At 53.1% G+C, this 26,594-nt stretch carries 29 protein-coding genes; 22 read left to right on the plus strand and 7 right to left on the minus strand.

Annotated elements, in window-relative coordinates; genetic code table 11:
• Positions 1-53: 53 nt before the first annotated feature.
• Both CWI71_RS03660 and mutH read right to left on the minus strand, forming a co-directional pair.
• A complete protein-coding gene (locus CWI71_RS03660; RefSeq protein WP_126753905.1) occupies positions 54-740 on the minus strand; it encodes a DUF2982 domain-containing protein in 687 nt (228 codons plus the stop codon).
• A 25-nt stretch (positions 741-765) separates the two neighbouring features.
• The gene (mutH, locus tag CWI71_RS03665) at positions 766-1,425 is read right to left on the minus strand and encodes a DNA mismatch repair endonuclease MutH (protein WP_126753906.1); all 660 of its coding nucleotides are present in this window, start codon (positions 1,423-1,425) and stop codon (positions 766-768) included.
• A gap of 89 nt (positions 1,426-1,514) precedes the next feature.
• On the opposite strand from mutH, the gene rppH reads away from it, so the two are divergent.
• The 7 genes from rppH to CWI71_RS03700 are packed head-to-tail and all read left to right on the plus strand — an operon-like array spanning position 1,515 to position 8,097.
• Entirely contained in the window at positions 1,515-2,048 is a 534-nt protein-coding gene (gene rppH / locus CWI71_RS03670) for an RNA pyrophosphohydrolase (RefSeq protein WP_126753907.1), read from the plus strand.
• A gap of 2 nt (positions 2,049-2,050) precedes the next feature.
• Complete coding sequence (gene ptsP / locus CWI71_RS03675) at positions 2,051-4,327, plus strand: phosphoenolpyruvate--protein phosphotransferase (RefSeq protein WP_126753908.1); 2,277 nt, start codon at positions 2,051-2,053, stop codon at positions 4,325-4,327.
• Positions 4,328-4,359: 32 nt separating this feature from the next.
• Positions 4,360-5,151, plus strand: a complete 792-nt coding sequence (locus CWI71_RS03680) for a sulfite exporter TauE/SafE family protein (protein WP_126753909.1) — start codon at positions 4,360-4,362, stop codon at positions 5,149-5,151.
• A 3-nt stretch (positions 5,152-5,154) separates the two neighbouring features.
• A complete protein-coding gene (lgt, locus tag CWI71_RS03685; RefSeq protein WP_126753910.1) occupies positions 5,155-5,985 on the plus strand; it encodes a prolipoprotein diacylglyceryl transferase in 831 nt (276 codons plus the stop codon).
• A complete protein-coding gene (locus CWI71_RS03690) occupies positions 5,982-6,833 on the plus strand; it encodes a thymidylate synthase (RefSeq protein ID WP_126753911.1) in 852 nt (283 codons plus the stop codon). The genes lgt and CWI71_RS03690 overlap by 4 nt, the downstream gene beginning before the upstream one ends.
• 2 nt (positions 6,834-6,835) lie before the next feature.
• A complete protein-coding gene (tcdA, locus tag CWI71_RS03695) occupies positions 6,836-7,597 on the plus strand; it encodes a tRNA cyclic N6-threonylcarbamoyladenosine(37) synthase TcdA (RefSeq protein WP_126753912.1) in 762 nt (253 codons plus the stop codon).
• On the plus strand, positions 7,594-8,097 hold the full coding sequence (locus CWI71_RS03700; protein WP_241967611.1) for a DUF1543 domain-containing protein: 504 nt from the start codon (positions 7,594-7,596) through the stop codon (positions 8,095-8,097). The genes tcdA and CWI71_RS03700 overlap by 4 nt, the downstream gene beginning before the upstream one ends.
• Here CWI71_RS03700 and CWI71_RS03705 read toward each other — a convergent pair.
• Positions 8,079-8,474, minus strand: a complete 396-nt coding sequence (locus tag CWI71_RS03705; protein WP_157981042.1) for a SufE family protein — start codon at positions 8,472-8,474, stop codon at positions 8,079-8,081. The genes CWI71_RS03700 and CWI71_RS03705 overlap by 19 nt on opposite strands.
• A gap of 145 nt (positions 8,475-8,619) precedes the next feature.
• Here CWI71_RS03705 and CWI71_RS03710 point away from each other — a divergent pair, with 145 nt between their 5' ends.
• From CWI71_RS03710 to CWI71_RS03730, 5 genes are all read left to right on the plus strand, one after another.
• Positions 8,620-9,369 carry an electron transfer flavoprotein subunit beta/FixA family protein gene (locus tag CWI71_RS03710; protein ID WP_126753914.1) on the plus strand — a complete coding sequence of 250 codons (750 nt, stop codon included), beginning with the start codon at positions 8,620-8,622 and terminating at the stop codon, positions 9,367-9,369.
• Positions 9,366-10,295 (plus strand): electron transfer flavoprotein subunit alpha/FixB family protein, encoded by a 930-nt coding sequence (locus tag CWI71_RS03715; protein ID WP_126753915.1) that lies wholly within the window; start codon positions 9,366-9,368, stop codon positions 10,293-10,295. The genes CWI71_RS03710 and CWI71_RS03715 overlap by 4 nt, the downstream gene beginning before the upstream one ends.
• Before the next feature lie 205 nt (positions 10,296-10,500).
• A complete protein-coding gene (locus tag CWI71_RS03720; RefSeq protein WP_126753916.1) occupies positions 10,501-11,433 on the plus strand; it encodes a hypothetical protein in 933 nt (310 codons plus the stop codon).
• A gap of 555 nt (positions 11,434-11,988) precedes the next feature.
• Entirely contained in the window at positions 11,989-13,833 is a 1,845-nt protein-coding gene (locus CWI71_RS03725) for a DUF1302 domain-containing protein (RefSeq protein ID WP_241967613.1), read from the plus strand.
• Between the two features lie 161 nt (positions 13,834-13,994).
• Complete coding sequence (locus CWI71_RS03730) at positions 13,995-16,040, plus strand: S9 family peptidase (protein WP_126753917.1); 2,046 nt, start codon at positions 13,995-13,997, stop codon at positions 16,038-16,040.
• Positions 16,041-16,063: 23 nt separating this feature from the next.
• On the opposite strand, the gene CWI71_RS03735 is transcribed toward CWI71_RS03730, so the two are convergent.
• Together CWI71_RS03735 and CWI71_RS03740 are read right to left on the minus strand one after the other, a co-directional pair.
• Positions 16,064-16,798 carry a glycosyltransferase family 25 protein gene (locus CWI71_RS03735; RefSeq protein WP_157981043.1) on the minus strand — a complete coding sequence of 245 codons (735 nt, stop codon included), beginning with the start codon at positions 16,796-16,798 and terminating at the stop codon, positions 16,064-16,066.
• 81 nt (positions 16,799-16,879) lie between these two features.
• Complete coding sequence (locus tag CWI71_RS03740; RefSeq protein WP_157981044.1) at positions 16,880-17,665, minus strand: glycosyltransferase family 2 protein; 786 nt, start codon at positions 17,663-17,665, stop codon at positions 16,880-16,882.
• 82 nt (positions 17,666-17,747) lie between these two features.
• Here CWI71_RS03740 and ung point away from each other — a divergent pair, with 82 nt between their 5' ends.
• The gene (gene ung, locus CWI71_RS03745) at positions 17,748-18,404 is read left to right on the plus strand and encodes a uracil-DNA glycosylase (protein ID WP_126753920.1); all 657 of its coding nucleotides are present in this window, start codon (positions 17,748-17,750) and stop codon (positions 18,402-18,404) included.
• A 37-nt stretch (positions 18,405-18,441) separates the two neighbouring features.
• Here ung and CWI71_RS03750 read toward each other — a convergent pair whose 3' ends face one another.
• On the minus strand, positions 18,442-18,612 hold the full coding sequence (locus tag CWI71_RS03750) for a DUF3545 family protein (protein ID WP_126753921.1): 171 nt from the start codon (positions 18,610-18,612) through the stop codon (positions 18,442-18,444).
• Positions 18,613-18,859: 247 nt separating this feature from the next.
• Here CWI71_RS03750 and suhB point away from each other — a divergent pair, with 247 nt between their 5' ends.
• The 9 genes from suhB to fdx all read left to right on the plus strand — a co-directional run bounded on the left by suhB (position 18,860) and on the right by fdx (position 25,847).
• The gene (gene suhB, locus CWI71_RS03755; RefSeq protein WP_126753922.1) at positions 18,860-19,660 is read left to right on the plus strand and encodes an inositol-1-monophosphatase; all 801 of its coding nucleotides are present in this window, start codon (positions 18,860-18,862) and stop codon (positions 19,658-19,660) included.
• Positions 19,661-19,665: 5 nt separating this feature from the next.
• Complete coding sequence (trmJ, locus tag CWI71_RS03760) at positions 19,666-20,397, plus strand: tRNA (cytosine(32)/uridine(32)-2'-O)-methyltransferase TrmJ (RefSeq protein ID WP_126753923.1); 732 nt, start codon at positions 19,666-19,668, stop codon at positions 20,395-20,397.
• A 162-nt stretch (positions 20,398-20,559) separates the two neighbouring features.
• Positions 20,560-21,048: a Fe-S cluster assembly transcriptional regulator IscR gene (iscR, locus tag CWI71_RS03765; protein WP_126753924.1), complete on the plus strand. Its 489-nt coding sequence runs from the start codon at positions 20,560-20,562 to the stop codon at positions 21,046-21,048.
• A 30-nt stretch (positions 21,049-21,078) separates the two neighbouring features.
• On the plus strand, positions 21,079-22,293 hold the full coding sequence (locus CWI71_RS03770; protein ID WP_126753925.1) for an IscS subfamily cysteine desulfurase: 1,215 nt from the start codon (positions 21,079-21,081) through the stop codon (positions 22,291-22,293).
• Positions 22,294-22,308: 15 nt separating this feature from the next.
• Positions 22,309-22,692, plus strand: coding sequence for a Fe-S cluster assembly scaffold IscU (gene iscU / locus CWI71_RS03775; RefSeq protein WP_126753926.1), 384 nt, complete (start codon positions 22,309-22,311; stop codon positions 22,690-22,692).
• A gap of 33 nt (positions 22,693-22,725) precedes the next feature.
• Positions 22,726-23,049 carry an iron-sulfur cluster assembly protein IscA gene (gene iscA, locus CWI71_RS03780; RefSeq protein ID WP_126753927.1) on the plus strand — a complete coding sequence of 108 codons (324 nt, stop codon included), beginning with the start codon at positions 22,726-22,728 and terminating at the stop codon, positions 23,047-23,049.
• 2 nt (positions 23,050-23,051) lie between these two features.
• Positions 23,052-23,552 carry a co-chaperone HscB gene (hscB, locus tag CWI71_RS03785; RefSeq protein WP_126753928.1) on the plus strand — a complete coding sequence of 167 codons (501 nt, stop codon included), beginning with the start codon at positions 23,052-23,054 and terminating at the stop codon, positions 23,550-23,552.
• 60 nt (positions 23,553-23,612) lie between these two features.
• Positions 23,613-25,496: a Fe-S protein assembly chaperone HscA gene (gene hscA, locus CWI71_RS03790; protein WP_126753929.1), complete on the plus strand. Its 1,884-nt coding sequence runs from the start codon at positions 23,613-23,615 to the stop codon at positions 25,494-25,496.
• A 12-nt stretch (positions 25,497-25,508) separates the two neighbouring features.
• Positions 25,509-25,847, plus strand: coding sequence for an ISC system 2Fe-2S type ferredoxin (fdx, locus tag CWI71_RS03795; protein WP_126753930.1), 339 nt, complete (start codon positions 25,509-25,511; stop codon positions 25,845-25,847).
• Between the two features lie 91 nt (positions 25,848-25,938).
• On the opposite strand, the gene msrA is transcribed toward fdx, so the two are convergent.
• Positions 25,939-26,469, minus strand: coding sequence for a peptide-methionine (S)-S-oxide reductase MsrA (msrA, locus tag CWI71_RS03800; RefSeq protein WP_126753931.1), 531 nt, complete (start codon positions 26,467-26,469; stop codon positions 25,939-25,941).
• Between the last annotated feature and the right edge of the window lie 125 nt (positions 26,470-26,594).

Here is a 26,594-nt window from a genome sequence, read left to right on the forward strand (position 1 = left end):
AAATTTACCTGTCAAGAATATAGGCGAGCGGGCGAAACAGCAAGCGACAGCGTTTACTCATCGCCTGCGGCAGCGCTCTGACGATGCTCTTTCACATCGCGCAGCCACTGACAAAACTCATCTAAGGGGCGATCGAGGGCGCTGGCGGGGACATAAAGGTCATAACCCAGTAATTCCCGCAGTTGTGCTGTGCGCACGGCAAACATGGCCTGCACCCCATGGTAAACCTTGCCACTGGGCGCTTTATAGTAGTTCGGGATGTCATAATAAGGGGTGTAGTCATTAATTTCACCACTCTCGCGGCGCAAGGCTGCCGACAATAAATGACGCTGTTCACTGACCAGGTACACCGCGAGGCGCGGCGAAATGGTATCGAGTACCGGCTCGATGTTATTGAGGCGAAAACCGAGATAAGGCAACTCTTCGAAATCCATGCCGCGACGGGCACGGGGAATATCAAAGCGCAACAGATTGTCCCAGTCAAAATGCCATTGCCCGCGGCGGTGATCATAACGAATTTCTTCAGGCGTGATGATCAGGCTCACCGGCGGTTCCATTAATTTGGCGATGCCCAGGAAAAATAATGCCGCGGCAGCAATATAAAGCAGCGCCCAAGCCGCCTCCGGCAGCTCATACTCAGCCAGATAAAGAAACATGGTCGCGGTAAATATCAGCACCCCGGTCACACAAAAGGTCAAAGCATCACGGCGCGCGCCCGGGTGTACCTGTAACTCAGTCATAACTCTCCTTACTTCGCTGCTCTTTTCAGTCCAGGTTGAAGGTGCGGCGGATGATGTTCCAGGTGAAATCCGTTTTCAGATAAAAGCCGCGTGGCAGCGTCTGAATACGTTCTCCATCTGGACCTATGGCCTCAGTCAACACCCGGCCGTTGGCGGCTTTCGGGCGCAGCTGTAAAACTTCGCCCTGATGCGCGGTAATGCGCTCGACCTGACCCATAGCAATTTTGTCCATATGCTCCTGCCAGTCGTTCTTCAGTAACGCCGTTTCACTGGCGTCGGGCTGCCACAAAAAGGCCGTGCCCACGGTCCGTTGTGCCAGCGGAATTTCCCGCCGTCCGTCAATCGGAATCCATAATACACACTGTAGCTTGTTACGCACGTTACTGCTTTCCCAGTTCACCCCGGTAATATCCACCAGCGGCGTGGTGCAAACGAAAGTGGTTTCAAGGGGCTTGCCACGGGCATCCAGCGGAATGGTTTTAAGTTCAACCCCCAGCTCCGGGAAGTCCTGCAGAGCCTGAGAGCCGGCGGTGGCTCCGAGTGCGGTCTCAAGCAGTTGCCCGACCCAGCCCTTATGCCGGCGTAAATCGGCCGGTACCGACATGCCGTGACGTCGCGCTAACTCGGCAAAACTCAGGCCGGCCAGGTCACTGGCTGCGTCAAATAATGTGCGCAGGTCGCTCATACTGCTCCTTATTCTTGGTATGACACTTTCTTTCAGGGCTCGATTATGGAAAAATCGGTTACAGAAGTCGAATTTTAGAGGATGCCCGCGTGATAGACGCAGAAGGATTCCGCGCAAATGTTGGAATCATTATCTGTAATGAGCAGGGACAAGTGTTTTGGGCGCGTCGATTTGGGCAACACAGCTGGCAATTTCCACAAGGCGGCATTGACGATGGTGAAACACCAGAGCAAGCCATGTACCGGGAGTTGTATGAAGAGGTCGGATTAAGACCTGAACAAGTGGAGATCGTATATACCAGTCGTAACTGGTTTCGTTACCGCTTACCCAAACGTCTCGTTCGACGCGAACAGCGCCCCACTTGTATTGGCCAGAAGCAGAAATGGTTTTTGCTGCGCTTAAAATGTCAGACAGAGGACGTCAATGTTCTTTGTTCGTCGCATCCGGAGTTTGATGACTGGCGTTGGGTCAGTTATTGGTATCCGGTCAGACAGGTCGTGTCGTTTAAGAAGGATGTTTATCGGCGCGTCATGAAAGAGTTCGCGCCTGTGGTGATGCCCGCGTCGCCGACGCAACAACGGCCTGCCCCACGAAAACAGCGCGGCCCACGACGGAAACGTTAATTATGCTGCGAGTGTTGCAACGCATCGTTGAAGCTGTCAACCAGGCGCCAGACTTTGAGCTGGCGCTACAGACGATGGTGCAACAAGTTAAAGAAGCTCTGCAAACAGACTCGTGTACCGTCTACCTGGCAGATCACGAGCAACAACAGTTTCATCTGGCCGCGACCGATGGCCTGGATATCAAGTCCGATCAACCCATTCACGTGCCTTTTGGTGAAGGTCTGATTTCACTTGCGGCGCAGCGTGAAGAGCCCCTGAATATTGCCAATGCCAGTGAACACCCGAAGTTTTTAAAACTGGCTGAAGTCGATGAGGAGCGCTACAACGCGATGCTGGCAGCGCCGGTGATTCATCGCCGCCGCGTACTGGGGGTGCTGGCTGTACAACAAGAGCATGATCGGGCCTTTAGCCGTGACGAAGAAGCCTTTGTGGTGACCTTGGCCGCGCAATTGGCAGTAGTTATTGCCCATGCCGAAGCGAAGGGTTTTTTACGCACCGTTAAGCAGTCGCCCTGGCTGCAAACGCTGAAAGGCTCTGCGGCTGCGCCCGGCGTGGCTATCGCGCCGGCTTACGTGGTGCAACCACGGGCGCGGCTGAGCGAAGTTACCCCGAAAAAGACGGAGCACCCGGAGCACGAAATTCGGCGTTTTCGCTCGGCAGTGGCGCACACCCGGCAAGAGCTGATTGATCTCAGTGAGAGCATGAAAGGCCAGATTGCTGAAGAAACGCTGGCGATTTTTGAGGTGTACCATGCGATGCTCGACTCCACCAGTCTGGGTCAGGAAGTTGAGCAAAAAATCAATGATGGCTGGCGCGCGCAGACCGCGCTCAAGTTGGTGGTGGAGAGCCTGGTCAATCAGTTCGAAAACCTCGACGATGAGTACATCCGCGAGCGTGCCAGTGACGTGCGCGATCTGGGGCAACGCATACTTTCGCACTTAAAAGAGCGTACAAAGCAACAGCACGAGCCGCCACCTGAATGTATCTTAGTCGCGCATGAAGTTACCGCCACCATGCTGGCTGAACTGCCCCACACCGAAATACTCGGCATTGTCTCAATGCGCGGCTCAAGTAACTCCCATGCGGCTATTATGGCACGCAGTATGGGCATTCCGGCGGTGTTGGGTGCCGATGATATTCAGTTGAATGAACTTGACGGTGAAACCATCATTGTGGATGGCTATAACGGTGAGTTGTTCATTGACCCTCCCGTGCAGGTTGAGAACGAATACCGACAACTGGCCGAAGAAGAGCTCGAGCTACGACAGAAGGTTGAGCAAGCCCGCGGCCTGCCGGTTGAGACCGAAGACGGCGTCGCGATCACCCTGCAACTGAATGTCGGACTGAATACCGAGCGTGACTGGTTAAAAGAGCTCGACATAAACAGCGTGGGACTGTACCGCACGGAAATTCCGTTCATGATGCATGAGCGTCTGCCCACCGAAGACGAACAGGTTGAGCTGTACGGCCAGATTTTAGAGCAATTTACGGCCGGCACCGTGGTCATGCGTACCCTCGATGTCGGGGGCGACAAGCCGCTGCCGTACTTGCCGATGGACGAAGAGAACCCATTTCTGGGCTGGCGCGGTATTCGCCTGACGCTCGACCATCCGGAAATTTTCCTGGTACAGATTCGGGCCATGATGCGTGCCGCGGTAGGCCGCAACAATTTACATATTTTATTGCCGATGATCACCAGCGCCGAGGAAGTTGACGATGCCGCGCGGCTGGTCAAGCAGGCCTATCATGAAGTGGCTGAAGAGTCGAATGGCCACGACCGGCCACAGCTGACCGCGCCGAAGCTGGGCGTGATGCTGGAGGTGCCGGCAATGGTGTACCATATGCATACCATTGTCGATAAAGTCGATTTCTTCTCTGTCGGCACGAACGATCTGACTCAGTATCTGCTGGCGGTGGATCGCAATAATCAGCGTGTCGCAAGCTTGTATGACGCCTTTCATCCGGCAGTGCTGTACGCGTTAAAGCAAATAGTGGAACGCGCCAACGAGCTCAATAAGCCAGTTTCGGTGTGTGGCGAGCTGGCCGGCGAGCCCGGCGGTGCTTTGTTATTGGTTGCCATGGGCTACCGGACGTTGAGCATGAACAGTTACAATATTGATCGCATTCGCTGGATTATTCGTCACATAAAGGCAAGTGACCTTGCTACAATGTTAGAAAAAGCGTTAAAGGCCCGTTCGGCTCAGGAAGTGCGCAAACTTGTCACAATGACATTGGAAGAAGCCGGTTTAGGCGGTTTTGTCCGCGCTGGCGGTTCGTAACCTCAACACTCACTCACGACTAAGGAGTCATAGTGCTCATCACAGGCTGGTTATGGTGTTTAGCCGGAGGCGTGATAGCTGGCTTACTGGCCGGTATGCTGGGCATTGGTGGCGGCCTTGTGATTGTGCCCCTGCTTATTTATCTTTTGCCTTTGCTAGATGTGCCTGCCGGACTGGTGGTGCAAATGGCGGTGGCGACCAGTCTGGCAACCATTGTGATGACGACGTTAAGCTCGGCGCGCTCTCATTACCGGCACGGCCAGATCAGTTGGTTCTGGGTACGGCGACTGGTGCCCGGTTTGATGGTTGGTGCCATTTTCGGCGCCTGGCTGGCGACCCAGCTAAAACCCGAATGGCTGCAACGTATTTTCTCGGTAGTGCTGCTGGTGCTGTCCATTCGTATGATGATTCCACAGCGCACCGGCGAGCCGTTGACCGGCGTATCCAAGCGCCTGATGGCGCTCATCAGCGCGTTGGTAGGTAGCCTGTCAGCCTTGGTGGGTATTGGCGGTGGCTCATTAACGGTACCGCTGTTGCAACGTCTGCGGGTGCCCATCCGGCAGGCTATTGCGGTGTCGTCGGTAGGTAGTTTAAGTATTGGCTTGAGTGCCGTATTGGCGTTTATTATTCTGGGTCAGCAGATGACCAGTAATGAGGGGCCACTCGGTTACGTGCATGGGCCCGCCTGGCTGGCCATCTCAATTACCTCAATGCTGTGCGCGCCACTGGGTGCCAGCCTTACGCAAAAGATACCGGTAAAACGTCTGCAGCAGGGCTTCGCAGCATTTTTGGTATTGGTCTCACTTGAATTATTTATAGGATAAAACATGCAAGCTGAGTTTATGATGCATCCGAGCATCGACCCGGTGATTTTCAGTATTGGCCCGTTGGCGTTGCGTTGGTACGGCTTGATGTATTTGCTGGGGCTTGGTTTTGCCTATCTTTGGGGCAAGCGACAGTGCGAAATGCCGCACTATGCAAAGCTCGGTTGGACGGATAAACGTTTCAGCGACTTGCTATTCTGGTCCTTTGTCGGCGGTGTGATTGTCGGCGGCCGCTTAGGCTATGTGCTGTTTTATCAGTTCGACTACTTTCTTGCCAACCCGTTGTATCTGTTCGATATGAGCACCGGCGGTATGTCCTTCCACGGCGGTTTGCTGGGGGTCGTGATAGTGCTGGCGATTTTTGCCAAAGTCACCAACATCCACTTGCTGCGTGTCGGCGACTTTATCGCGCCACTGGTACCTATGGGGTTGTTCTTCGGCCGTATCGGTAATTTTATTAACGGTGAGCTTTGGGGCCGTGTCACCGATGTGCCCTGGGCGATGATTTTCCCGGCCGCCGGGCCTGAACCGCGCCACCCGTCGCAGCTCTATCAGGCCGCGTTGGAAGGGTTATTGTTATTCATTATTCTGGCTATTTACAGCCGTAAACCACGGCCGATGGGCGCCGTGAGTGGCTTGTTCCTGGTGGGCTACGGCACCGCACGGTTTATTATTGAAAACTTCCGCGAACCTGACGAGCATCTTGGTTTGCTGTACTTCGGCTGGTCAATGGGGCAGTGGTTATCGGCGCCGATGATTGTCGTCGGCGCGCTGATGATGGTATGGGCCTACCGTTTTCATCCGGTACAAAGCGACAAGGAGCGCAAAGCATGAAACAGTATTTAGAACTTTGTCAGCGCATTGTCGATGAAGGTGTCTGGGTTGCCAATGAGCGTACCGGTAAGCGCTGCCTGACCGTGATCAATGCCGATCTTGAATACGACGTGGCCGGTAATCAGTTTCCGCTGATTACCACCCGCAAGAGCTTCTGGAAAGCGGCGATTGCCGAGTTTCTCGGGTATATCCGTGGCTATGACAATGCCGCCGATTTTCGTAAGTTAGGCGCAAAAACCTGGGACGCCAATGCGAACCTTAACGAAGCCTGGTTGCAAAACCCGCATCGCCGCGGCGAAGACGACATGGGGCGTGTGTATGGCGTGCAGGGCCGGCGCTGGGCCAAGCCTGATGGCGGTAGCGTCGATCAGCTGCGCAAGGTCGTCGACAATCTCAGCCGTGGCGTGGACGACCGTGGGGAGATCATCAGTTTTTATAATCCCGGTGAATTCCACATGGGTTGCCTGCGACCCTGCATGCACACGCACAACTTTTCATTGCTTGACGACACCCTGTATCTGACCAGTTATCAGCGCTCCTGTGATGTACCGCTGGGGCTGAACTTTAATCAGGTGCAGGTGTTTACCTTTTTGGCGCTGATGGCGCAGATCACCGGGCATCAACCGGGGCGCGCCTACCATAAGATCGTCAACGCGCATATTTACGAGGACCAGTTGGAACTGATGCGTGACGTGCAGTTAAAGCGCGAACCCTATCCGGCGCCACAACTGGAGATCAACCCGGCCATTAAGAGCCTGGAAGACCTGGAAACCTGGGTCACGCTCGATGACTTCAAGGTGCATAATTACCAGCACCACGATCCTATTAACTATCCGTTTAGTGTCTGATTATGGCTGACCAGAGATTTGCAGGTGTGCAGCGCGTTTATGGCGCCAACGAATTCCAACAACACCAGCGCCATCATGTCGCAGTAATTGGTCTCGGTGGCGTCGGCTCGTGGGCCGTTGAAGCGCTGGCGCGCTCGGGTGTGGGCGCGCTGACGCTGATTGATCTTGACGATGTCTGCGTGACCAACATCAATCGCCAGTTACCGGCGCTGACCAGTACCGTGGGACGGCTGAAAACCGAAGTGCTGGCGGAACGGGTGCGCGACATTAATCCTGAATGCGAAGTACGTGTTATTGATGACTTTCTGGCACGTGAGAACCTTGACCAGTACCTCGGCGAGCCTGTTACCGCAGTGCTTGATGCCATTGACAGTGTGCAGGTGAAAGCGGCTCTGATTGCCTGGTGTAAACGCCGTAAGCTGCCACTGGTTACCTGTGGCGGCGCCGGAGGTCAGGTGGACCCTGGCCAGGTCACCTCAGCTGATCTGGCCAAAGCATCGCAGGATCCGCTGTTGGCGAAAGTGCGCTCTATGTTACGTCGCGACTATAACTTTTCCCGCAACCCGGCGCGTAACTTTGGGGTGAAAGCGGTGTATTCCACCGAGCAGCTACGTTATCCGCAAACCGATGGTGGCTGGACCCATGCCAAACCTGGTGCCGGTACCATGCGGATGGACTGCGCTACCGGCTTTGGCGCCGCCATGCCGGTGACCTGTACCTTTGCGATGCATGCCGTCGCGTTACTATTGGGCAAGCTCAAATGATGCAGCTTTATATGTTCTACATTGGTGGCTCGGCACCGGGCGCCAACATTGAAGTACATGACGTGCGCTTTGTCGCTGGCGCGTCGGTCGAGGCCTGTTACCCGGCATTACGCGCTAACTGGTACGGTACCTTAAGTGGCCTGCACCTTGATAGCTACGTGCGGGTGCATCATGTTGATGGTTATCGCATTGAATTGCGCCGCGAAGCCGCTGCGCAGGCAGAAAAACTCTGGTTCGTGAACTTTGGTGGCTATTACCCCAACCGCCTGGCGGAATTTCATGACTTTACTTTGGTCGTTGCTCAAAGCGCCGACGAAGCCAAGCGCGTGGGGTATGAGCGCTTACTTACGGACAGCGTGCAGCAGCACAAAGACGATCTTTACGATGTCGATAACTGCCTGAATGTGGATTTGCTCGACGGCTGGCACGTGCATCTGGTCAAAGATGATGAGCAGCAGCCGCTGGTGCCGGACTGGTCCGGCTATGAAGTCATTGCCTGAACTACTGCGCGCAGACCGTTACGCCGCGAGCTACTGACAAAGCTCTGTAAGCCAAGCAGGGCAAGCAGGGCATCCAGATCGAAGCTGGCGACCTGCTGTTTGTTGGCGCCATGCAACGCCAGAAATACCAACGCCAGCAAGCCTTTCACCACCCGCGACGAGGAGTCCAGTTGCAACTGTAACTGATCATTTTGCCAGCTTTTGGTCAGCCAGACTTGCGCTTCACAACCCTGCACCTCGTTTTCAGGTTGCTTCAGTTCCGTCGCCATGGGTGGCAAGCGGCTGGCCAGCTGAATCAGAAACTTCAGGCGCTGCGGTTGTTGCCGGGCTTCACTCTGTAACTGGCTGAGATCGCTTTGGGTAAGTTTGCCGTACACAAAAAACTCCAGAGGAACTGCCCCTGATCAACGCAAGAGCAAGGGAAAATATAGGCTAAGAGTACCATTTTTGTTCCGAAAAATGTTAATCTTGGGCGGTCTAAGATAAAACGTGATCGAAAATTAACGCAACAGGAACGACAACATGAAGATATTAGTGGCGGTCAAACGCGTCATTGATTACAACGTGAAGGTACGCGTAAAAGCTGACCAGTCTGACGTTGATCTGGCCAACGTGAAAATGGCCCTGAACCCGTTCTGTGAAATCGCAGTTGAGGAAGCAGTACGACTGAAAGAAAAAGGCATCGCTGAAGAAGTGGTGGTGGTCTCTATTGGCCCGAAAGCCGTGCAGGAGCAATTACGCACCGCGCTGGCACTGGGTGCTGATCGTGCCATTCAGATCGAAACCGAAGATATGCCAGACTCGCTGGCGGTCGCCAAGTTACTGAAAGGCGTGGTGGAAAAAGAAGCGCCACAGTTGGTGATTCTTGGTAAGCAGGCGATTGACTCTGACAACAACCAGACCGGCCAGATGCTGGGCGCCTTGACTGGTATGCCGCAAGGCACCTTTGCCTCGAACGTCGACATGAACGACGGTAGCGTGAAGGTGACCCGTGAAGTGGATGGCGGCTTACAAACCGTGAAACTGAGCTTGCCAGCCATTGTCACCACTGACCTGCGTCTGAACGAGCCGCGTTATGCCTCGTTGCCGAACATTATGAAAGCCAAGCGTAAGCCGCTGGACGTGACCACGGCAGATGAGCTGGGCGTGGACGTGAAGCGCACAGTGAAACTGCTGAAAGTGGAGCCGCCTGCAGAGCGTAGCGGTGGTGTGAAAGTTGCCGATGTAGCGGAACTGGTCGATAAATTGAAGAATGAGGCAAAAGTCATATGAGCATTTTAGTCATTGCCGAACACGACAATAAAGAATTAAGCCCGGCCACATTGAAAACCCTTGCCGCAGCGCAAGCGATTGGCGGCGACATCGACGTGCTAGTTGCCGGTGACGACTGTCAGGCCGTTGCCGAAGCAGTAGCGAAAGCTGAAGGCGTCAGCAAAGTACGCGTTGCTGATAATGCCGTTTATGGTCATTTCCTTGCCGAGAATCTTGGCACTTTAGTTGCTGAGCTGGGCAAAGATTACGGACATATTCTGGCGCCAGCCACCACCACTGGTAAGAACTTCATGCCACGTGCTGCAGCCTTGCTGGATGTCGCGCAAATTTCAGACATTATGGCGGTTGAGAGTGCCGATACCTTCAAGCGCCCTATCTATGCAGGTAACGCCATTGCTACCGTGCAGTCTGAAGACGCTATTAAGGTTATTACTGTGCGTACCACCGCATATGACGCGGTGCCTGCCGAGGGCGGTAATGCTGAGATCGAAGCGGTTGATATTGTTATTGATAACGACAAATCTGAATTTGTTGGCGAAGAGCTGGCTGAGTCAGAACGTCCGGATCTGACCGCTGCGCGCGTTGTTATTTCAGGCGGTCGCGGTATGCAAAACGGCGAGAACTTCCATTTGCTGGAAAAAATCGCTGACAAACTTGGCGCTGCCGTCGGTGCGTCACGTGCCGCCGTTGACGCTGGCTTTGTGCCAAACGACATGCAGGTCGGTCAGACCGGTAAGATCGTTGCGCCTGAGCTCTACATCGCAGTAGGTATCAGTGGTGCGATTCAGCACTTGGCGGGTATGAAAGACTCAAAAGTCATTGTAGCCATCAACAAAGACGAAGAAGCGCCGATTTTCCAGGTCGCTGATTATGGTCTGGTGGGTGACTTGTTTGAGGTTCTGCCTGAGCTGGAGAAGCAGCTGTAACGCGATACACGTTCAATATTATGCCGAAAGCCCGCATCATGCGGGCTTTTTACTTTTTGGCAACAATCTTTAATGACTTTGAATACATTGTTGGGGTGATACGAATCGTTTATTTTTTGAACTTGACTTTGCTGAGTAAAGCAAAGTTCCGATGATAACGCGAGCGGTACGGTATCACAGTCTAAGCACTCAAAAGGATCACCTCATGAAGCATTATAAAAATAAACTTTTACTATCCTGCGCTGCGTTGCCGCTGCTGTGCATCGAAGCCGCTCAAGCCGAACAGCAGACATATATTTTTAATGGCATATTAACGCAGTTTGACTCTACCTTTTTCAGTCAGGCGGCAAATGATTCGATGGACCAGTTTACTCTAACGCTGATCGTCGAAACGACAGCCGTCCTTGTCTATGCCGATCCTGAAACAGAAGTCTACACCGACGCAGTTATTCGGTTTGACACCGGTTCTTCCGGTCCGAATGGAGGAGTGTGGACCTTTCCTACACCGACGTTTCACCAAGGCTCCATTAATGAGATTTCCTACTCCAAGACAGGGGGAATTGATGAGCTGACGGTGCAGCTTGACTTCGAGCAGCAATCCTGGCGCTATGTTGAGTACTTAACAGTAACTCAGGCTAGCACGCCATTCATTGGGCTTAATGGCACATTTCCGGGCGTATTAAATGGTCAATATGAAGTGTCGGTTTCATATGAGGCGCAAGAGTTTCAAGGTGAAACAATGACATGGAGGGTCGCAGGTCAAGGCTTCACCACCAGCGTTATTGGAACTTTATTTGATAGTGATTTTGATGGCGTAACAGATGAAATCGATCTCTGCCCAGCTTCCATCAAGGACGAAACGGTTGTCTTTAACGGTTGGTATGACTCAGGGGTCCCCAACTACGTTGACGAAAGTGGCTGCACCATCATGGACCATTATGCTGTTTGTCTTGTCGAAGAAGAGGAAGAACAAGAGCCGTCACGCTTTAGTTGGGTTCAGCCCACCTACAGCGGTCCAAGCTATTGCGAGAAGCAGGTTGCCTACGGCCTTGTTTCCGATGGCGTAATCGATTTCAGCGAGTCACGCACCTTACGTCGCGCCCTATATGACGCCTATCGAAGCGGCGGCATTCGCTAACCTTCACTGAATTAGTTAGTAAAGACAAAACCCCGCAACCGCGGGGTTTTATTTTTCCACCAGCGGGGCAGCCCCCCGCTTTTCTCCCACCTGCGCCAGCAGGGACAGCCCCCTCTGTGGCTAAAGTTAAGGCTTTAAGGGACAAGGCGCACCCGCGACTTGTCGCTTTGGAGAAGCAAAATGAAGAACTTAGTTATAGCCATAGTGCTCTTTTTACTCATCGCCCCCATAGTGGGCGAAGGGGAACCTTGACCGGCTCCTCGCATGCTTTGTTTTGGTGCTGGGCTATTGTGAAAAACAGGTCGTCTATGACTTAGTGAGCGAAGGGATCATTGATTACAGCGAATCCCGTGATTTGCGCAGTGCTCTGTATCAGTCATATCGCTAAATTTCCGACGATTTTCACCCAGCGGGGCAGAGGTCCCGCTTTTTTGTGGCTGCCCCAGCAGGGGCAGCCCCTTCTGGCGTGGATTTTTCGTTAGAGAGCACTTGCATATTTGTAACTCATCGGACATGATTGACCCTATAACATCCTAATGGGATTAGGTGGCTAACATGAAAAGAAGAACAACTATGCTTAAAAAATTACCTCTCGCTACCGCGGTAGCGCTAGCATTCGCAGGAAGTGCCGGGGCTCACGCCGCAGAATTTGAAGTGGGTGATTTCCGCGTTAAGTTTGACTCCATCATTTCATATGGTGCCGCATGGCGGGTGGAAGACCAGGACATGCGTCTCATCCATCCCGGCAACATGCCAGGTGGCATGGGTCAGTCAGGCGTTGCCGACGACGGTAACCTGAACTACGACAAAGGCGACATGGTGTCGTCAGTAGTAAAAGGCGTCCATGATCTGAGCATCGACGGCGGCGATTATGGTGCTTTCGTCCGTTTCAAATACTGGTATGACGATGTCATCAAGAACCAGGAAGTGCCACATGGCCACACCGCGACAAACTATTTCCCAGATGTCACCCTGAACAACGACGGTCTTGATGACTGGTCGACCGGCTCAGGCTTCGAACTGCTTGACGCCTTTGCCTATGCCTACTTTGATTTGGGCGACATGCCAGTCAACCTGCGTGTCGGCCGTCAGGTATTAAGCTGGGGTGAGAGTACGTTCATTTTTAACGGCGTCAATGCGATTAACCCGGTGGATGTGAACGCAATTCGCCGCCCAGGTGTAGAAATTAAAGAAGCACTGCTTCCGGTCGGAATGGTCAACCTGAACATCGGCCTGACCACCGAAACCAGCCTTGATATGTTCTACCAGTACGAGTGGGACAACACCAAGCTCGACGGCTGCGGTACTTTCTTCTCCACCGTCGACATCTTAGGCGGCCCTGGCTGTAATAAAGTTACCCTGAACCCCACCCTGGTCGCCGGTGACCCATCAAGCAGCCTGAGCGATCGCGAGTCGGTACAGTTCGGCGCTTATCTTGATCGCTCGGCCAACATTGAGCCTGATGATGACGGCCAGTACGGTTTCGCGCTGCGTCATTACAGCATGGATCTGGACGTTGAGTTTGGCTTGTACTACATGAACATTCACAACCAAACGCCTATTATCTCTGCTTACAACTGGGAGCAACAGCCGAGCCCGAGCTTCAGCCATCCTGACGGTTATCCGATTGCGGGCCCCAACTATGTGCTGCAATATCCGGAAGATCAGGAAATTATCGGTGCCAGCTTCAGTACCAACCTCGGCCTTTGGTCAGTAGGTGGTGAATATAGCCTGCGTACGGACATGCCAGTCCAGATCAACACCACTGAAATTCTGACTGCCGGTCTGCGTGCCGGTGTACCAAGCACTTTCAGTGATCGCATCCGCACTGATGACGAAGGTAACTTCACGAATCTTGGCGAACTGCAGGAAGGTTATGAAAGCCTGGACGTGAGTCAGTATCAGCTGACCGGTATTCGCTTCCTGGATAACGTACTTGGCGCAAGCCGCGTGACGTTCATCGGTGAAATCGCACTAAACAAAGTCCACTCGCTGCCAGGTCTTGATGAGCAACGCTTCGGTCGTAATCCGGTTTATGGCAAGTGCTTAACAGTTGCTGATCAGCAGCAACTGGGTAACCCAAGCCCAGCGGGCGATATTAACTGTGAAGGCTTTGTCACTGCCTCTTCATGGGGTTATCGCACCCGTTTCGTAGCGGAGTACAACAACGTATTCTCAGGCTGGAACATGACTCCAACACTGGCGTTTGGTCATGACGTGAAAGGTTACTCGCCGAACAGTAACTTCATTGAAGGTCGTAAAGCGATTGGCCTGAGCGTCGACTTCAGCTACTTGTCATCGTACAAAATTGGCGTTGGTTACAACGTTAACACTGGCGGTGACTACGATGCGGCAACCGACCGTGATTTCGCAGCGGTCAGCTTTAGCTACAGCTTCTAAGAGGCTACGCTTTGTTAATACCTTAAAAACCCGCTTCGGCGGGTTTTTTTGTACCGTTCATCGAACAGCCCTTGCGACTGACCGGTTAAATGACTTAAACATGGTAGCAATGATTCGCGCGAACCCCGTAGCAAGACTACGGGCTACTTAGGAGTCCGGAAATGAAATTGACAATCGCAGCAGTACTGGCGCTTACCACCAGCAGCGCCATGGCAGCTGATACTGATCAACAGCTGTTTCAACCTAAAGATGTGTTCCAGCTGGAGTACGCCAGTTCACCCACAATTCACCCCAGCGGTGAGTACACGGTGTTTATTCGTAACTACATGGACATTATGACCGACCGTCGCTACGGCGCGCTTTGGCGGGTCGACAACAGCGGTGACTTGCGACCGTTACTCGGTGGCGACGCCAATGATCACTCGCAGACCTGGTCGCCCGATGGCAGCAAGCTGGCGTTTGTTTCCAATCGCAGCGGCAGCAATCAGATCCATCTTTATTGGACCGATACCGCGAAACACGCTCCGGTAACCCGCCTGACCGGCTCGGCCAGTAACCTCAGTTGGTCGCCAGACGGTAAATGGCTGGCGTTTACCATGTTTACACCCGAGCCTAAGCCGGCCCCGGTAAGCTTGCCGCGCGCTCCGGAAGGCGCAAAGTGGGCAGAGCCGCCGAAGTATATCGACAAAGAACAATATCGTTTCGATGCTGCCGGCTATGCGAAAGACGGCTACACCCAGATTTATGTGATGCCGGCCGAGGGCGGCACCCCGCGCCAGTTAACCCATGGTGACTATCACCACAGCGGCACCCTGGCCTGGACCGGTGATAGCAAGCGCATCATTTTCTCAGGCAACCTGCGTGAAGACGCCTTCGATCAGCCGCAGAACTCTGAGTTGTACAGCGTGACCGTAGCTGACGGTACCCTTACTCAAATGACCGACCGTTTCGGCCCGGATCGCTCGCCGGCGATCAGTCCGGACGGCAAAAAGCTGGCATGGCTGGGTAACGATGATGAAAAAATGAGTTATCAGCTGACGCAGCTGTATGTCATGGACCTGTCAGGTGGTGAGCCACAGTTGCTGACCAGCGATCTTGATTACAGCGTCAGCGACGTGCAATGGAGTGGCGACAGCGGCAGCCTCTACTTCTCTTACGACCGTCATGGTGACGGCCACATTGTACGGCAGTACCTAAGCGGCCAACGTATTGACCTGACCGACAATATGGGCGGCCTCAGCTATGGCCGGCCCTACAGTGGCGGCGACTTTGACGTGCAACAAGACGGCGTACTCGTGTACACCAAAGCTGACGCCCAGCGTCCGGCCGACCTGGTTATGCAAAACGGTGAGCAGGTACAACAGCTGACCCGCCTGAATGAAGATCTGTTCGCTCATAAACAATTGGGTAAAGTTGAGGAAATCTGGTACGACTCGAAGCACGGTGACTACAAAGTACAAGGCTGGATTGTTTATCCGCCGAACTTCGACCCGAAGAAAAAGTACCCGCTGATCCTCGAAATTCACGGTGGCCCCCATACTGCATACGCTGAGACTTTCTCAGCCGAAGTACAGCTGATGGCCGCCGCCGGCAATGTGGTGCTCTACACCAACCCGCGTGGCAGTACCAGCTACGGCGAGGCATTCGCCCAGGAAATTCACCACAACTACCCAAGTCAGGACTTTGACGACCTGATGGACGGTGTTGATGCGGTCATCGACAAAGGTTTTATCGATGAAGAGCGCTTGTACGTGACCGGCGGCAGCGGTGGTGGTGTGCTGACGGCCTGGATTGTGGGTCATACCGACCGCTTCCGCGCCGCTGTTGTGGCCAAGCCGGTGATTAACTGGTACAGCTTTGTGCTCACTGCCGATGCTTACAGCTACTTTACTAAGTATTGGTTTCCTGGGCTGCCATGGGAGAACATGGAGCACTACATGAAGTATTCACCGATTAGCTATGTCGGAAACGTTACAACGCCAACCATGCTGTTAACCGGTGAAGCCGACTACCGCACGCCGATTTCTGAGTCGGAGCAGTATTATCAGGCACTTAAACTGGCGGGGGTTGAAACCGCCATGGTCCGTGTACCTGACGCGCCGCATGGCATTTATAGCCGCCCGTCAAACCTGATTGGTAAAGTCGCGTATATCCTGCACTGGTTTGAAAAACACGGTGAAGGCGACAAGCGTACGGCCGCTAAGTAATAAGGCAAAAACCGCGGGTCAGATCACCATCTGGCCCGCAAGCTATCCAGATATAGCAGCAACTGATGTTTCACCCGCACGAGCGGACGCCGCGGCTGCTTGCGACGGTCACCCATGGCAAAAATATCGCTGCCGTGCTGGTGAGTGTTGTCCACTGCAAATGGCATCAGGCCCCGCACCACTAGCCCTAACTCTGTCTGCCACTGCAAATCGACATCCACCGGCCGGTGAAAAGGCGGTCGCTGCGCTAACAGTTTCTTCGCGCCGGCAGCGCTGACGATATGCCCGCAAGCGCCCATGGGCGGCTTCTTAAAGCGCACCCAGCGAAACCCTGCGAAGTTATCCAGTAGATAACTTTTTTGCTGTTTAAACGGCGCGGCGACTTTAATGAGATCCCAACTTTCCGAACACTGCGCAACGGCCTCAGGCAGCGAAGAAAACTTAGGGTCCAGCACCACGTCATCCTCAAGCACGATGGCATAATCCAGCTGCTCGTCAAGAATGGTCTGCCAGGCCTTCAGGTGGGAAAGATAACAACCGATTTCACCGCGCGAGAGCTGATAATGATAGTTATTGCGAGCCGCATCGCTGTCAAAAACCCGGGCGATAGCCGTCTCGCCCAACGTGTCGCCAGCAACGGCGTCAATTCGCTCAAATGGCAGCCCCGTAGCTTCGAGCTGCGCTTTTACATTACGCCAGCGCTCGGGTGAGCGCTCAAGATTAATAACCAGAACTTTCCATTTCTTCAAGTCAGCCACAGACAGAACCTCCTTATGGTGCCTATGAACAACAACTCATGACTTCGCAACTGTCAGTATAGCAGTAAGTGTTTGACCTGCTTAGTTGTTCTCCTTCTCTGCCTGCTTGCGGCGATAGGCCATTTCGTAAAGCTTGGCTTCTGTGAGAAAGAAATGAAACGCATCGATGTTGGCTTTAATAAACCCGCGCCAACCCGACCAGATCATCTGACGGCCGAGATAAAACTTTAAAAACATCAATGGGAAAATCAGCAACAGCCGCGGCAGGCTGCAAGGGCGCCCTTGTTGCTCGCGTTGTTCGGCTTTCAGCTTGGAGTACTTATTTAGCTTGTCCATGTAGCCATGCGCGGTGTCATAGCCATAATGCTTCAGGTAAATAGGCAGATAAGCAAGCGGCGGTTCGACTTCAATATGCTCATGCACCAACACGTCGGTATTCATATGGCACTTGTCCTTGCGATAGACCCGGCGGTACTTATGGTGACGCGCCTTACGCAGGCTATGGCCCATAAAAATGTCGTCATGATGAATCCAGATGCCATTAATATCTCCCTCGGCAATGCGCTCACGGATCATCTGCAAACCGCCTTCGGGCATCACTTCATCGCCGTCAAGATTCAGAATCCAATTATGCGTGCACTGCGTGATGCCAAATTCTTTTTGCTTGGCATAGCCAGGCCAGTCATTGTGCACCACGCGGGCGCCATGCTTGGCGGCAATGGTGAGCGTGTCGTCAGTGGAGCCGGAATCAATAATGACAATCTCTTCCACCCCGCGCACACTCTCTAAGACTTCGTCTAAGTGCGCTTCTTCGTTCAATGTAATAATAAAAACACTGATAGGTGGATAATCGGTTTTTGCTGACATGCCCGGCCTCGCATTGTTACCATGAATGGCAGTTATCATACCGTAAAAAAGTGCATGACACAGCGACCAGGAGGAACCCGGCGTGGAAGCAAAAACAGAGCCCAACTGGCAAAGCTGTTTAGGTCCGGAAAAGCAGAAACCGTATTTTCAGCAGTTGTGGCAACGCGTCGAAGCCGAGCGGGCCGCGGGCAAGTCGATTTATCCGCCGCGCGAAGATGTATTCAATGCCTTAAAATTAACGCCCATGGCGCAGGTCAAAGTCGTCATTCTGGGGCAAGATCCCTACCATGGCCCGGGACAGGCCCACGGGCTGTGCTTCTCAGTGCCTGAAGGTATGAAACTGCCGCCTTCATTAAAGAATATCTTTAAAGCCTTGCAGCATGACTTTCCTGACTATCAGATGCCCGACAACGGTGACTTAAGCCACTGGGCGCGCCAGGGGGTGCTGTTACTTAATACAGTTTTGACTGTGGAGGAGGGCAAAGCGCACTCGCATGCCAACTGGGGCTGGGAAACCTTTACCGATCAGGTCATCGCACAGCTGAATTACCAGCGTGAGGGCATTGTGTTTTTACTCTGGGGCGCGCATGCGCAAAAGAAGGGCGCGCTGGTCGACAGCAACCGCCATCATGTACTGACCTCAGTACATCCATCGCCGCTGTCAGCGCACCGCGGGTTTCTTACCTGCGGACACTTCCGCCGCACCAACGAACTGCTGGACAAGCCAATAGATTGGTAAACGACGTTGTTCGTGCCTTCGAATAACGAGTAACGCTCTAGAATTCCAGTTCGTCGAGTTCGAGGTCGAGACCGTAATCCATATCTTTAAGCTCATCGCGAAGTTTATATTTTTCTTTTAGCGCTTCAATTTCCCGCCACTTACGTTTACAACGACGTGACTTGTTCTGTTTTGCTTCAACACCGTTTAGCTCGTCTGAATGATCCATGGGATCCTCCTAGCTTTTTAGTTGTTATTTTAGGCATAGCGCAACACTTTAATAACACCTGCCGGAATAAAATACAAGAGCGTTCTTCGTTATTAGATACTGGATATTGGTAAACAGCGAAAACGAATATCCAGTATCTAATAACCAACAACGCTCTTGCCTTTCAATAACGGTTTTGCCTTTCACGAGCGAAGCGAGTATACTCCGCGGCCACAAAATTGTTCTTTCACAGCACAGGTATATTGGTATGCATCCCATGTTAAACATCGCGGTGCGCGCAGCGCGTGCGGCCGGCAAAATTTTGACCAAGAACTTTGGCGTTGAAGCTGACTTCAATGTTCAGGCCAAAAGTCAGCACGATTTCGTCAGCGAAATCGACAAAGCTGCCGAGCAAGCGATCATTCGTACAATTCAAAAAACGTACCCCGACCACAGCATTCTTGCTGAAGAAAGCGGCGCGTTAGAAGGGAAGACGCCGGAGCATCAGTGGATTATTGACCCGCTGGATGGCACCACCAATTACCTGCGCGGTATCCCTCACTTCGCTATTTCTATTGCGTATCTACACAAAGGCTCAGTGCAAGCGGCGGTTGTCTATGACCCGCTGCGTGAAGAGCTGTTCTCTGCCACCAAAGGCGGTGGCGCGCAGTTAAATGGCAAGCGCATCCGCGTCACCAAACAACGGGATTTGAACGGAGCCTTACTGGCTACTGGCTTCCCGTTTAAACGCAAAGACCTGATGGAGAATTATCAGGCGGTATTTGCCGCGTTATTTGAGCAAACTTCGGACATGCGTCGCGCTGGCGCAGCGGCACTGGATCTTGCCTACGTAGCAGCAGGCCGCATGGACGGCTTCTGGGAATTCAGCCTGCAGCCATGGGATATTGCCGCGGGCAACCTGATTGTGCGTGAGGCAGGTGGTTTGGTAACCGATTTTAAAGGCGGCCATGACTACATGCAAAATGGCCATACCGTCGCTGGTAACCCGAAAGTTGTGCAGAATCTGCTTAGCAAAGCACGTCCGCACTTACCGGCAAGCATGAAGTAACAGCAATGTCAGATAACAGCTTAGCGAACCTTCGCATCATCCTGGTCAACACCTCGCATACCGGCAATATCGGCTCCGTCGCCCGCGCCATGAAAACCATGGGATTGTCGGAGTTGACCTTAGTTGATCCAGTGCAGAAGCCGGACAGTCACGCCTCGGCTTTGGCCGCAGGCGCTACCGACGTGCTGCAACGCGCGCAGATTGTTAGCACCTTAAGCGAAGCCATTCACGACTGTGGCATGGTCATCGGCACCAGCGCCCGCAACCGCACCCTCGACTGGCCCTTACTGGGCCCCCGCGAGGCGGCGGCGCAAGCCCTTGCCGAGAGCCAGAATCACAAGGTCGCACTGGTATTTGGCCGCGAAAGCAGTGGCTTAACGAACGAAGAGCTGCAGCAGTGTACCCATCATGTGCATATTCCGACCAACCCGGATTACAGCTCGCTGAATCTTGCCATGGCGGTACAGACCCTGGCTTATGAAGTGCGCATGCAATGGCTGGAAGCAGACAAACTGCCGCAAGCCGCCGAAAGTGAGTACCCGCTTACCGAAGACCTCGAGCGTTTTTACGTACACCTGGAAAGCACTTTAAAAGACACTGGTTTCATTATTAAGAATCATCAGGGCCAGGTAATGGCCAAGTTGCGTCGTTTGTTTACGCGGGCACGGCCGGAGGCGAATGAGCTCAATATCCTCCGCGGCATCCTCGCCTCAGTCGACAAACAGCAAAAGCGTTAGTGGATAAAAAGCAAAAGCGTTACTGGATATTGGATACTGGATATTAGCAGCCACTATCCAGTATCCAATATCCAGTAACGCTCTTGCTCTTGTTTTGTGAATACTTGACTAAAATAGTCGGGAATGCGAAAATTACGGCATCACTAAGGAGGAAACAAAGCTATGCGCTTAACCTCAAAAGGGCGATATGCCGTAACCGCAATGCTCGACGTTGCGTTGCATACAGAACAAGGCCCCGTGCCGTTGGCGGATATTTCCGAACGGCAGGGAATTTCACTTAGCTATCTTGAACAATTGTTCGCGCGTTTGCGTAAGCAAGGACTCGTGAGCAGCGTTCGTGGTCCGGGCGGTGGTTACCGGTTGGGTCATGCGCCGCACGAGATTTCAATTAGCGCGGTGATTCAGGCGGTTGACGAGAGTATTGATGCCACGCGTTGTGGCGGTAAGGGTGGTTGCCAGGGCGGCAGCCGTTGCCTGACCCACTCGTTATGGTCGGACTTAAGCGACCGCATTGAAGATTTTTTAGCAAATATAAGTCTGGCTGAGCTGGTCAAGCAGCGCGATATCAGCGAAGTCGCTGAACGTCAGAATGCTCAGGTAGCAGAACAGAAAAAACGCGAGCAACAAATTGCACTGAATTGTCAGTTATAAGAAGTCTGACAACGTAAGGAGTAGCACCGAATGAAATTACCAATTTATTTTGACTACGCAGCAACCACTCCGGTTGACCCGCGTGTAGCCGAAAAAATGATGCAATACCTCACGCCAGACGGTCAGTTTGGTAACCCTGCGTCACGTTCGCATCGCTTTGGCTGGCAGGCCGAAGAAGCCGTTGACGTCGCGCGTAATCAGATCGCCGAGCTGGTCAATGCGGACCCGCGTGAAATTGTATTCACCTCAGGTGCTACCGAGTCAGACAACCTGGCCATTAAAGGCGCAGCTGAGTTTTACCAGAAAAAAGGTAAGCATATTATTACGGTGAAGACCGAGCATAAAGCCGTGCTGGATACCTGTCGTCAGCTTGAGCGTGAAGGTTTTGAAGTGACCTATCTTGACGTGAAAGAAGACGGTCTGATTGACCTTGACGCCTTCAAGCAAGCGTTACGCGACGACACTGTAGTGGTGAGCGTGATGCACGTGAACAACGAAATTGGCGTTATTCAGGACATCGAAACCATCGGTAACCTGTGCCGCGAAAACAAAACCATTTTCCACGTCGATGCCGCGCAGAGTGCTGGCAAAATCGATATCGACCTGCAAAATCTGCCAGTCGATCTGATGAGCTTCTCCGGCCACAAAATGTACGGCCCGAAAGGCATTGGCGCACTTTATGTACGTCGCCGTCCACGTATCCGTCTGAATGCACAGATGCACGGCGGTGGTCATGAGCGTGGTATGCGTTCAGGTACCCTGGCGACCCACCAAATTGTTGGCATGGGTGAAGCCGCGCGTATCGCCAAAGAAGAAATGGCGGCCGAACGCGAGCGTTTCCGTGCCTTACGTGAGCGCCTGTGGAATGGCGTAAAAGATATCGAAGAAGTGTACGTGAACGGTTCTCAGGACCACGGCGTACCGCATATCTTCAACATCAGTTTTAACTTCGTTGAAGGCGAAAGCCTGATCATGGCGTTGAAAGACCTGGCGGTTTCTTCAGGTTCCGCCTGTACCTCGGCCAGTCTTGAGCCATCGTATGTATTGCGTGCCTTAGGTCGCAACGACGAATTAGCACATAGCTCCATTCGTTTTAGCTTTGGCCGGTTTACCACCGAAGAAGAAGTTGATTATGCAGTTAAGCAAATTCAGCAATCCATTGGTCGCTTGCGCGACATGTCACCCCTTTGGGAAATGTACAAAGACGGCGTTGATTTAGAAAGCGTCGAGTGGGTGGCACACTAAGAGAGGTGAAGTGTTATGGCATATAGTGAAAAAGTAATCGACCATTATGAAAACCCGCGGAACGTGGGCGGCTTTGACAAAAATGACCCGTCTATCGCGACCGGTATGGTCGGCGCGCCTGCATGTGGCGACGTGATGAAGTTACAGCTGAAAATTAATGACGCTGGCATTATTGAAGACGCCAAGTTTAAAACCTACGGTTGCGGCTCTGCCATTGCGTCAAGCTCGTTGGTGACCGAGTGGGTGAAAGGCAAGTCAATTGAAGAAGCGTCACAGCTGAAGAACACGCAGATTGCCGAAGAACTCGCGCTGCCACCAGTGAAAATTCACTGTTCAATTCTGGCAGAAGACGCAATTAAAGCTGCTTTGGAAGACTACAAGAAAAAGCACACGAGTTAATTGACGCTGGGTAACGTACGAAAAGAGGCAGTAATGGCAATTACCATGACCGAAGCGGCCGCTCAACGAGCGCGGTCGTTTCTGGAACAACGTGGCAAAGGCGAGGGCATCCGTTTAGGCGTGAAAACCACCGGATGCTCAGGGCTTGCCTATGTAATGGAATTCGTTGACGAAATTGATGAAACCGACACCGTCTTTGAAGAAAAAGGCGTGAAAATTATTATCGATGGTAAAAGCTTAGTGTACCTTGATGGCACCGAGCTTGATTTCGTTAAAGAAGGCCTGAACGAAGGCTTTGAGTTTAACAACCCCAACGCCAAAGGCGAGTGTGGTTGTGGTGAGAGTTTTAACGTCTGACCATGAATCATTTCGAGCTTTTCGATATTCCTACTGCTTACGACCTTGATCTGGCCGAGCTGCAGCAGCGCTACCGCAAGTTGCAGCAAGCTTTGCATCCTGACCGTCATGCCGCCGGCAGCGAGCGCGACAAACTGCTGGCGGTGCAGCGTACCGCACAGCTGAACGACGCTTATCAGACGCTGCGTTCTCCGCTGGCCCGGGCCGAGTACCTGTTGTCCTTGCGCGGCGTCGACATGCAGCACGAGCAAAAAACCTTACAGGATCCTGAATTCCTGATGGCACAAATGGAATGGCGTGAACGCGTCGAAGAGCTCGACGCCACTGATTTCACCGCCATGGACGCCGCCTACACTGAGCTGGCCGAACAAACGGCGCAGCTGCAGGCGGAACTCGAGCGTCTGATCAAAGCAGACGCCAATGGCGACGCGGCAGACACCATTCGTAAGTTGAAATTTATGCACAAATTACGCAGTGAGCTCGAAGCTCTGGAGGAAATGTAGGCGTCGTTTTGTGACGCGGCCTGCCCTCCATCAGCGTAGCCAGCAAACAACGAGGTATTAATGGCACTTTTGCAAATCGCAGAGCCCGGGCAAAGCACCGCGCCGCATCAACATCGCCTGGCGGCAGGTATTGATCTGGGCACCACGAACTCACTGGTTGCGACCGTCCGTAGCGGCGAAGCGCAAGTTCTGCGTGATGAACAAGACCGCGCAATTTTGCCCTCGGTTGTCTACTACGGTGCCGACGAAGTCGCCGTGGGGCATGCAGCGCTTGCCAAGCATGATGATGCTTCTGTCGCAACCGAAGACACCATTGTCTCGGTGAAACGCTTCATTGGCCGTACCGTGGCCGACGTGAAGCGCAACTTTGCCAATTTACCCTACCGCATGAGCGAAACCGATAACGGCGTGCCGGTGTTTCATACCGCTGCCGGCGCGCGCAATGCGATTGAAGTGTCGGCCGATATTCTGCGCTCCCTGTCGGCGCGTGCCCAGGCGGCACTTGGCGGCGAACTGACCGGTGTGGTCATTACCGTGCCCGCTTATTTTGATGATGCTCAACGCCAGAGCACCAAAGACGCGGCACAGTTGGCCGGCCTGAACGTCTTACGTTTACTGAATGAACCCACCGCAGCCGCGGTTGCCTACGGTCTGGATACCGGTCGTGAAGGTTTGATTGCCGTTTACGATTTAGGTGGCGGTACCTTCGATATCTCCATTTTACGCCTGCAGGGCGGGGTGTTTGAGGTACTGGCGACCGGTGGTGACAGTGCCCTGGGCGGCGACGATTTCGATCAACTTATCGTCGCGCACCTGAAGCAGGAGTGGGAGTTGGACGACGATGTTCCGGCACGACTGGAGCGTTCACTCATTAACGCTGCCAAGCACGCCAAAGAAGCCTTAACCGACGCCGACGAAGTCTCGGTAGAAGTAGCCCGTAGTTCTACTACGGGTGATGCCAGCTACAACACCACATTAACACGTTTGAAGCTTAACGAACTCATCGAACCCTTAGTCCGCCGCACGCTGGTCAGTTGCCGCCGCGCTTTGAAAGACGCCGAAGTCGATGCCGCTGAAGTGCTCGATGTGGTGATGGTGGGCGGCTCAACCCGGGTTCCGCGAGTGCGTGAAGCCGTGGGCGAGTTTTTCGGTCGCGAGCCGCTGACTTCGATTGACCCGGATGAAGTGGTGGCCATTGGCGCAGCGATTCAGGCCGATATTCTGGCTGGTAACAAGCCCGACTCCGACATGTTGCTGCTTGATGTCATTCCCCTGTCACTAGGTCTGGAAACCATGGGTGGCCTGGTCGAGAAAGTAATTTCCCGCAATACCACAATTCCTGTTGCGAAAGCCCAGGAATTTACCACCTTTAAAGACGGTCAGACCGCGATGATGATCCACGTGGTGCAGGGCGAGCGCGAACTGGTGGACGACTGCCGCTCGTTGGCACGCTTTGTACTGACCGATATTCCGCCAATGGCTGCAGGCGCCGCGCACATTCGCGTGACCTTCCAGGTCGATGCCGATGGCCTGTTGAGTGTTACCGCCATGGAAAAATCAAGCGGAGTAAGCGCGTCGATTCAGGTGAAGCCATCGTATGGCTTGAATGATGAAGACATTACCACCATGATCCAGTCATCCATGACCAATGCCAAAGAAGATATGGCCGCGCGCATGTTGCGCGAACAGCAGGTTGAGGCCGACCGCGTATTGGAAGCATTGAGCAGTGCCCTGGCAGTTGACGGCGATTTGCTTGACGAGTCCGAGCGCGCACGTCTGGATGAGGCAATGGACGCTTTGCGTGTCGCTCGTGCCGGCACCGAAGCTGAAGCCATCGAAAAAGCGATTGAAGCTGTCGATAAAGCAAGTGAAGACTTTGCCGCACGGCGTATGGACGCCGGCATTCGCAAAGCCTTGTCTGGCAGCAACGTAAACGAACTTTAACGAGGAAAGACAATGCCACAAATCGTATTCTTACCGCATGAAGAACTCTGCCCTGAGGGTGCTGCTATAGAAGCTGCAGACGGCGAGAGCGTGCTGGATGTTGCGTTGAAAAATGGTATTGGTATCGAGCATGCCTGTGAGAAAGTCTGCGCTTGCACCACCTGCCACGTGTACATCCGCGAAGGCTATGACTCACTGGCCGAAATCAACGACAACGAAGACGACATGCTCGACAAAGCCTGGGGCCTCGACCCCGACTCACGCTTAAGCTGCCAGGCCAAAGTCAATGGCGAAGACCTCGTCGTCGAAATCCCCAAATACACCATCAACATGGTCAAAGAAAACCACTAAGCCAGCAGGGGCAGCCCTCGCTGCTACCAGCAACTAAAAAAGAGAGGGCTGCCCTCTCTTTTTTTGTGCCCGATTTTCGCGACCTCTGCCCTTACTCGAGGCGCTCGGCAAAGGTGCGTTTGAATTTGGCTAGTTTTGGATGGACGACGGCCTGGCAGTAGGCGTTCTGTGGGTTACGTTCGACGTAATTGTCGTGATAGTCCTCGGCCGGCCAGAACTTATCTAATGGCTCGATTTCGGTGACAATTTCACCGTCCCAGGTACCTTCTTCACGCATCTCCGCGATAATTTTCTCGGCTTCCTCGCGTTGCTCTTCGGTCTGATAGAATATTGCCGAACGATATTGAGTACCGACGTCGTTACCCTGGCGATTTAGCTGCGTAGGGTCATGCAGCGCAAAAAAGATTTCTAAAATGTCGCGTACCGATAATGCCTCAGGTTCAAAAGTGATCTGTACGACTTCGGCATGGCCGGTGTTACCAGTACAAACTTCTTCATAGGTCGGCTCTGGTTTATCTCCGCCAGCATAGCCCGACTGCGCCTTCAGAACGCCGCGAACTTGCTTAAACGCTCCCTCAATACACCAAAAACAACCACCACCTAATGTAATTTGCTGTGTCATACCTTACCTCTTGTAGACGTTTAGACATCCATAATACATGCTCTCAGGTTTGCATGGCAACAATTTATGGTTGTTGAAAAAAGCTTATTTATTTAACATGCACGTTAAAAAATAAAAACGGAATT

Source organism: Pseudidiomarina insulisalsae (assembly GCF_003987065.1).
In the GTDB taxonomy this organism is placed as follows: Bacteria; Pseudomonadota; Gammaproteobacteria; order Enterobacterales; family Alteromonadaceae; genus Pseudidiomarina; species Pseudidiomarina insulisalsae.

Excerpts from the sequence above, each read along its gene's own strand:
- CWI71_RS03660 (WP_126753905.1), bottom strand. The coding sequence starts at position 740 with ATGACTGAGTTACAGGTACACCCGGGCGCGCGCCGTGATGCTTTGACC.
- mutH (WP_126753906.1), bottom strand. The coding sequence starts at position 1,425 with ATGAGCGACCTGCGCACATTATTTGACGCAGCCAGTGACCTGGCCGGC.
- ptsP (WP_126753908.1), top strand. The coding sequence starts at position 2,051 with ATGCTGCGAGTGTTGCAACGCATCGTTGAAGCTGTCAACCAGGCGCCA.
- lgt (WP_126753910.1), top strand. The coding sequence starts at position 5,155 with ATGCAAGCTGAGTTTATGATGCATCCGAGCATCGACCCGGTGATTTTC.
- CWI71_RS03690 (WP_126753911.1), top strand. The coding sequence starts at position 5,982 with ATGAAACAGTATTTAGAACTTTGTCAGCGCATTGTCGATGAAGGTGTC.
- tcdA (WP_126753912.1), top strand. The coding sequence starts at position 6,836 with ATGGCTGACCAGAGATTTGCAGGTGTGCAGCGCGTTTATGGCGCCAAC.
- CWI71_RS03700 (WP_241967611.1), top strand. The coding sequence starts at position 7,594 with ATGATGCAGCTTTATATGTTCTACATTGGTGGCTCGGCACCGGGCGCC.
- CWI71_RS03710 (WP_126753914.1), top strand. The coding sequence starts at position 8,620 with ATGAAGATATTAGTGGCGGTCAAACGCGTCATTGATTACAACGTGAAG.
- CWI71_RS03715 (WP_126753915.1), top strand. The coding sequence starts at position 9,366 with ATGAGCATTTTAGTCATTGCCGAACACGACAATAAAGAATTAAGCCCG.
- CWI71_RS03720 (WP_126753916.1), top strand. The coding sequence starts at position 10,501 with ATGAAGCATTATAAAAATAAACTTTTACTATCCTGCGCTGCGTTGCCG.
- CWI71_RS03725 (WP_241967613.1), top strand. The coding sequence starts at position 11,989 with ATGAAAAGAAGAACAACTATGCTTAAAAAATTACCTCTCGCTACCGCG.
- CWI71_RS03730 (WP_126753917.1), top strand. The coding sequence starts at position 13,995 with ATGAAATTGACAATCGCAGCAGTACTGGCGCTTACCACCAGCAGCGCC.
- CWI71_RS03740 (WP_157981044.1), bottom strand. The coding sequence starts at position 17,665 with ATGTCAGCAAAAACCGATTATCCACCTATCAGTGTTTTTATTATTACA.
- CWI71_RS03750 (WP_126753921.1), bottom strand. The coding sequence starts at position 18,612 with ATGGATCATTCAGACGAGCTAAACGGTGTTGAAGCAAAACAGAACAAG.
- suhB (WP_126753922.1), top strand. The coding sequence starts at position 18,860 with ATGCATCCCATGTTAAACATCGCGGTGCGCGCAGCGCGTGCGGCCGGC.
- trmJ (WP_126753923.1), top strand. The coding sequence starts at position 19,666 with ATGTCAGATAACAGCTTAGCGAACCTTCGCATCATCCTGGTCAACACC.
- iscR (WP_126753924.1), top strand. The coding sequence starts at position 20,560 with ATGCGCTTAACCTCAAAAGGGCGATATGCCGTAACCGCAATGCTCGAC.
- CWI71_RS03770 (WP_126753925.1), top strand. The coding sequence starts at position 21,079 with ATGAAATTACCAATTTATTTTGACTACGCAGCAACCACTCCGGTTGAC.
- iscU (WP_126753926.1), top strand. The coding sequence starts at position 22,309 with ATGGCATATAGTGAAAAAGTAATCGACCATTATGAAAACCCGCGGAAC.
- iscA (WP_126753927.1), top strand. The coding sequence starts at position 22,726 with ATGGCAATTACCATGACCGAAGCGGCCGCTCAACGAGCGCGGTCGTTT.
- hscB (WP_126753928.1), top strand. The coding sequence starts at position 23,052 with ATGAATCATTTCGAGCTTTTCGATATTCCTACTGCTTACGACCTTGAT.
- hscA (WP_126753929.1), top strand. The coding sequence starts at position 23,613 with ATGGCACTTTTGCAAATCGCAGAGCCCGGGCAAAGCACCGCGCCGCAT.
- fdx (WP_126753930.1), top strand. The coding sequence starts at position 25,509 with ATGCCACAAATCGTATTCTTACCGCATGAAGAACTCTGCCCTGAGGGT.
- msrA (WP_126753931.1), bottom strand. The coding sequence starts at position 26,469 with ATGACACAGCAAATTACATTAGGTGGTGGTTGTTTTTGGTGTATTGAG.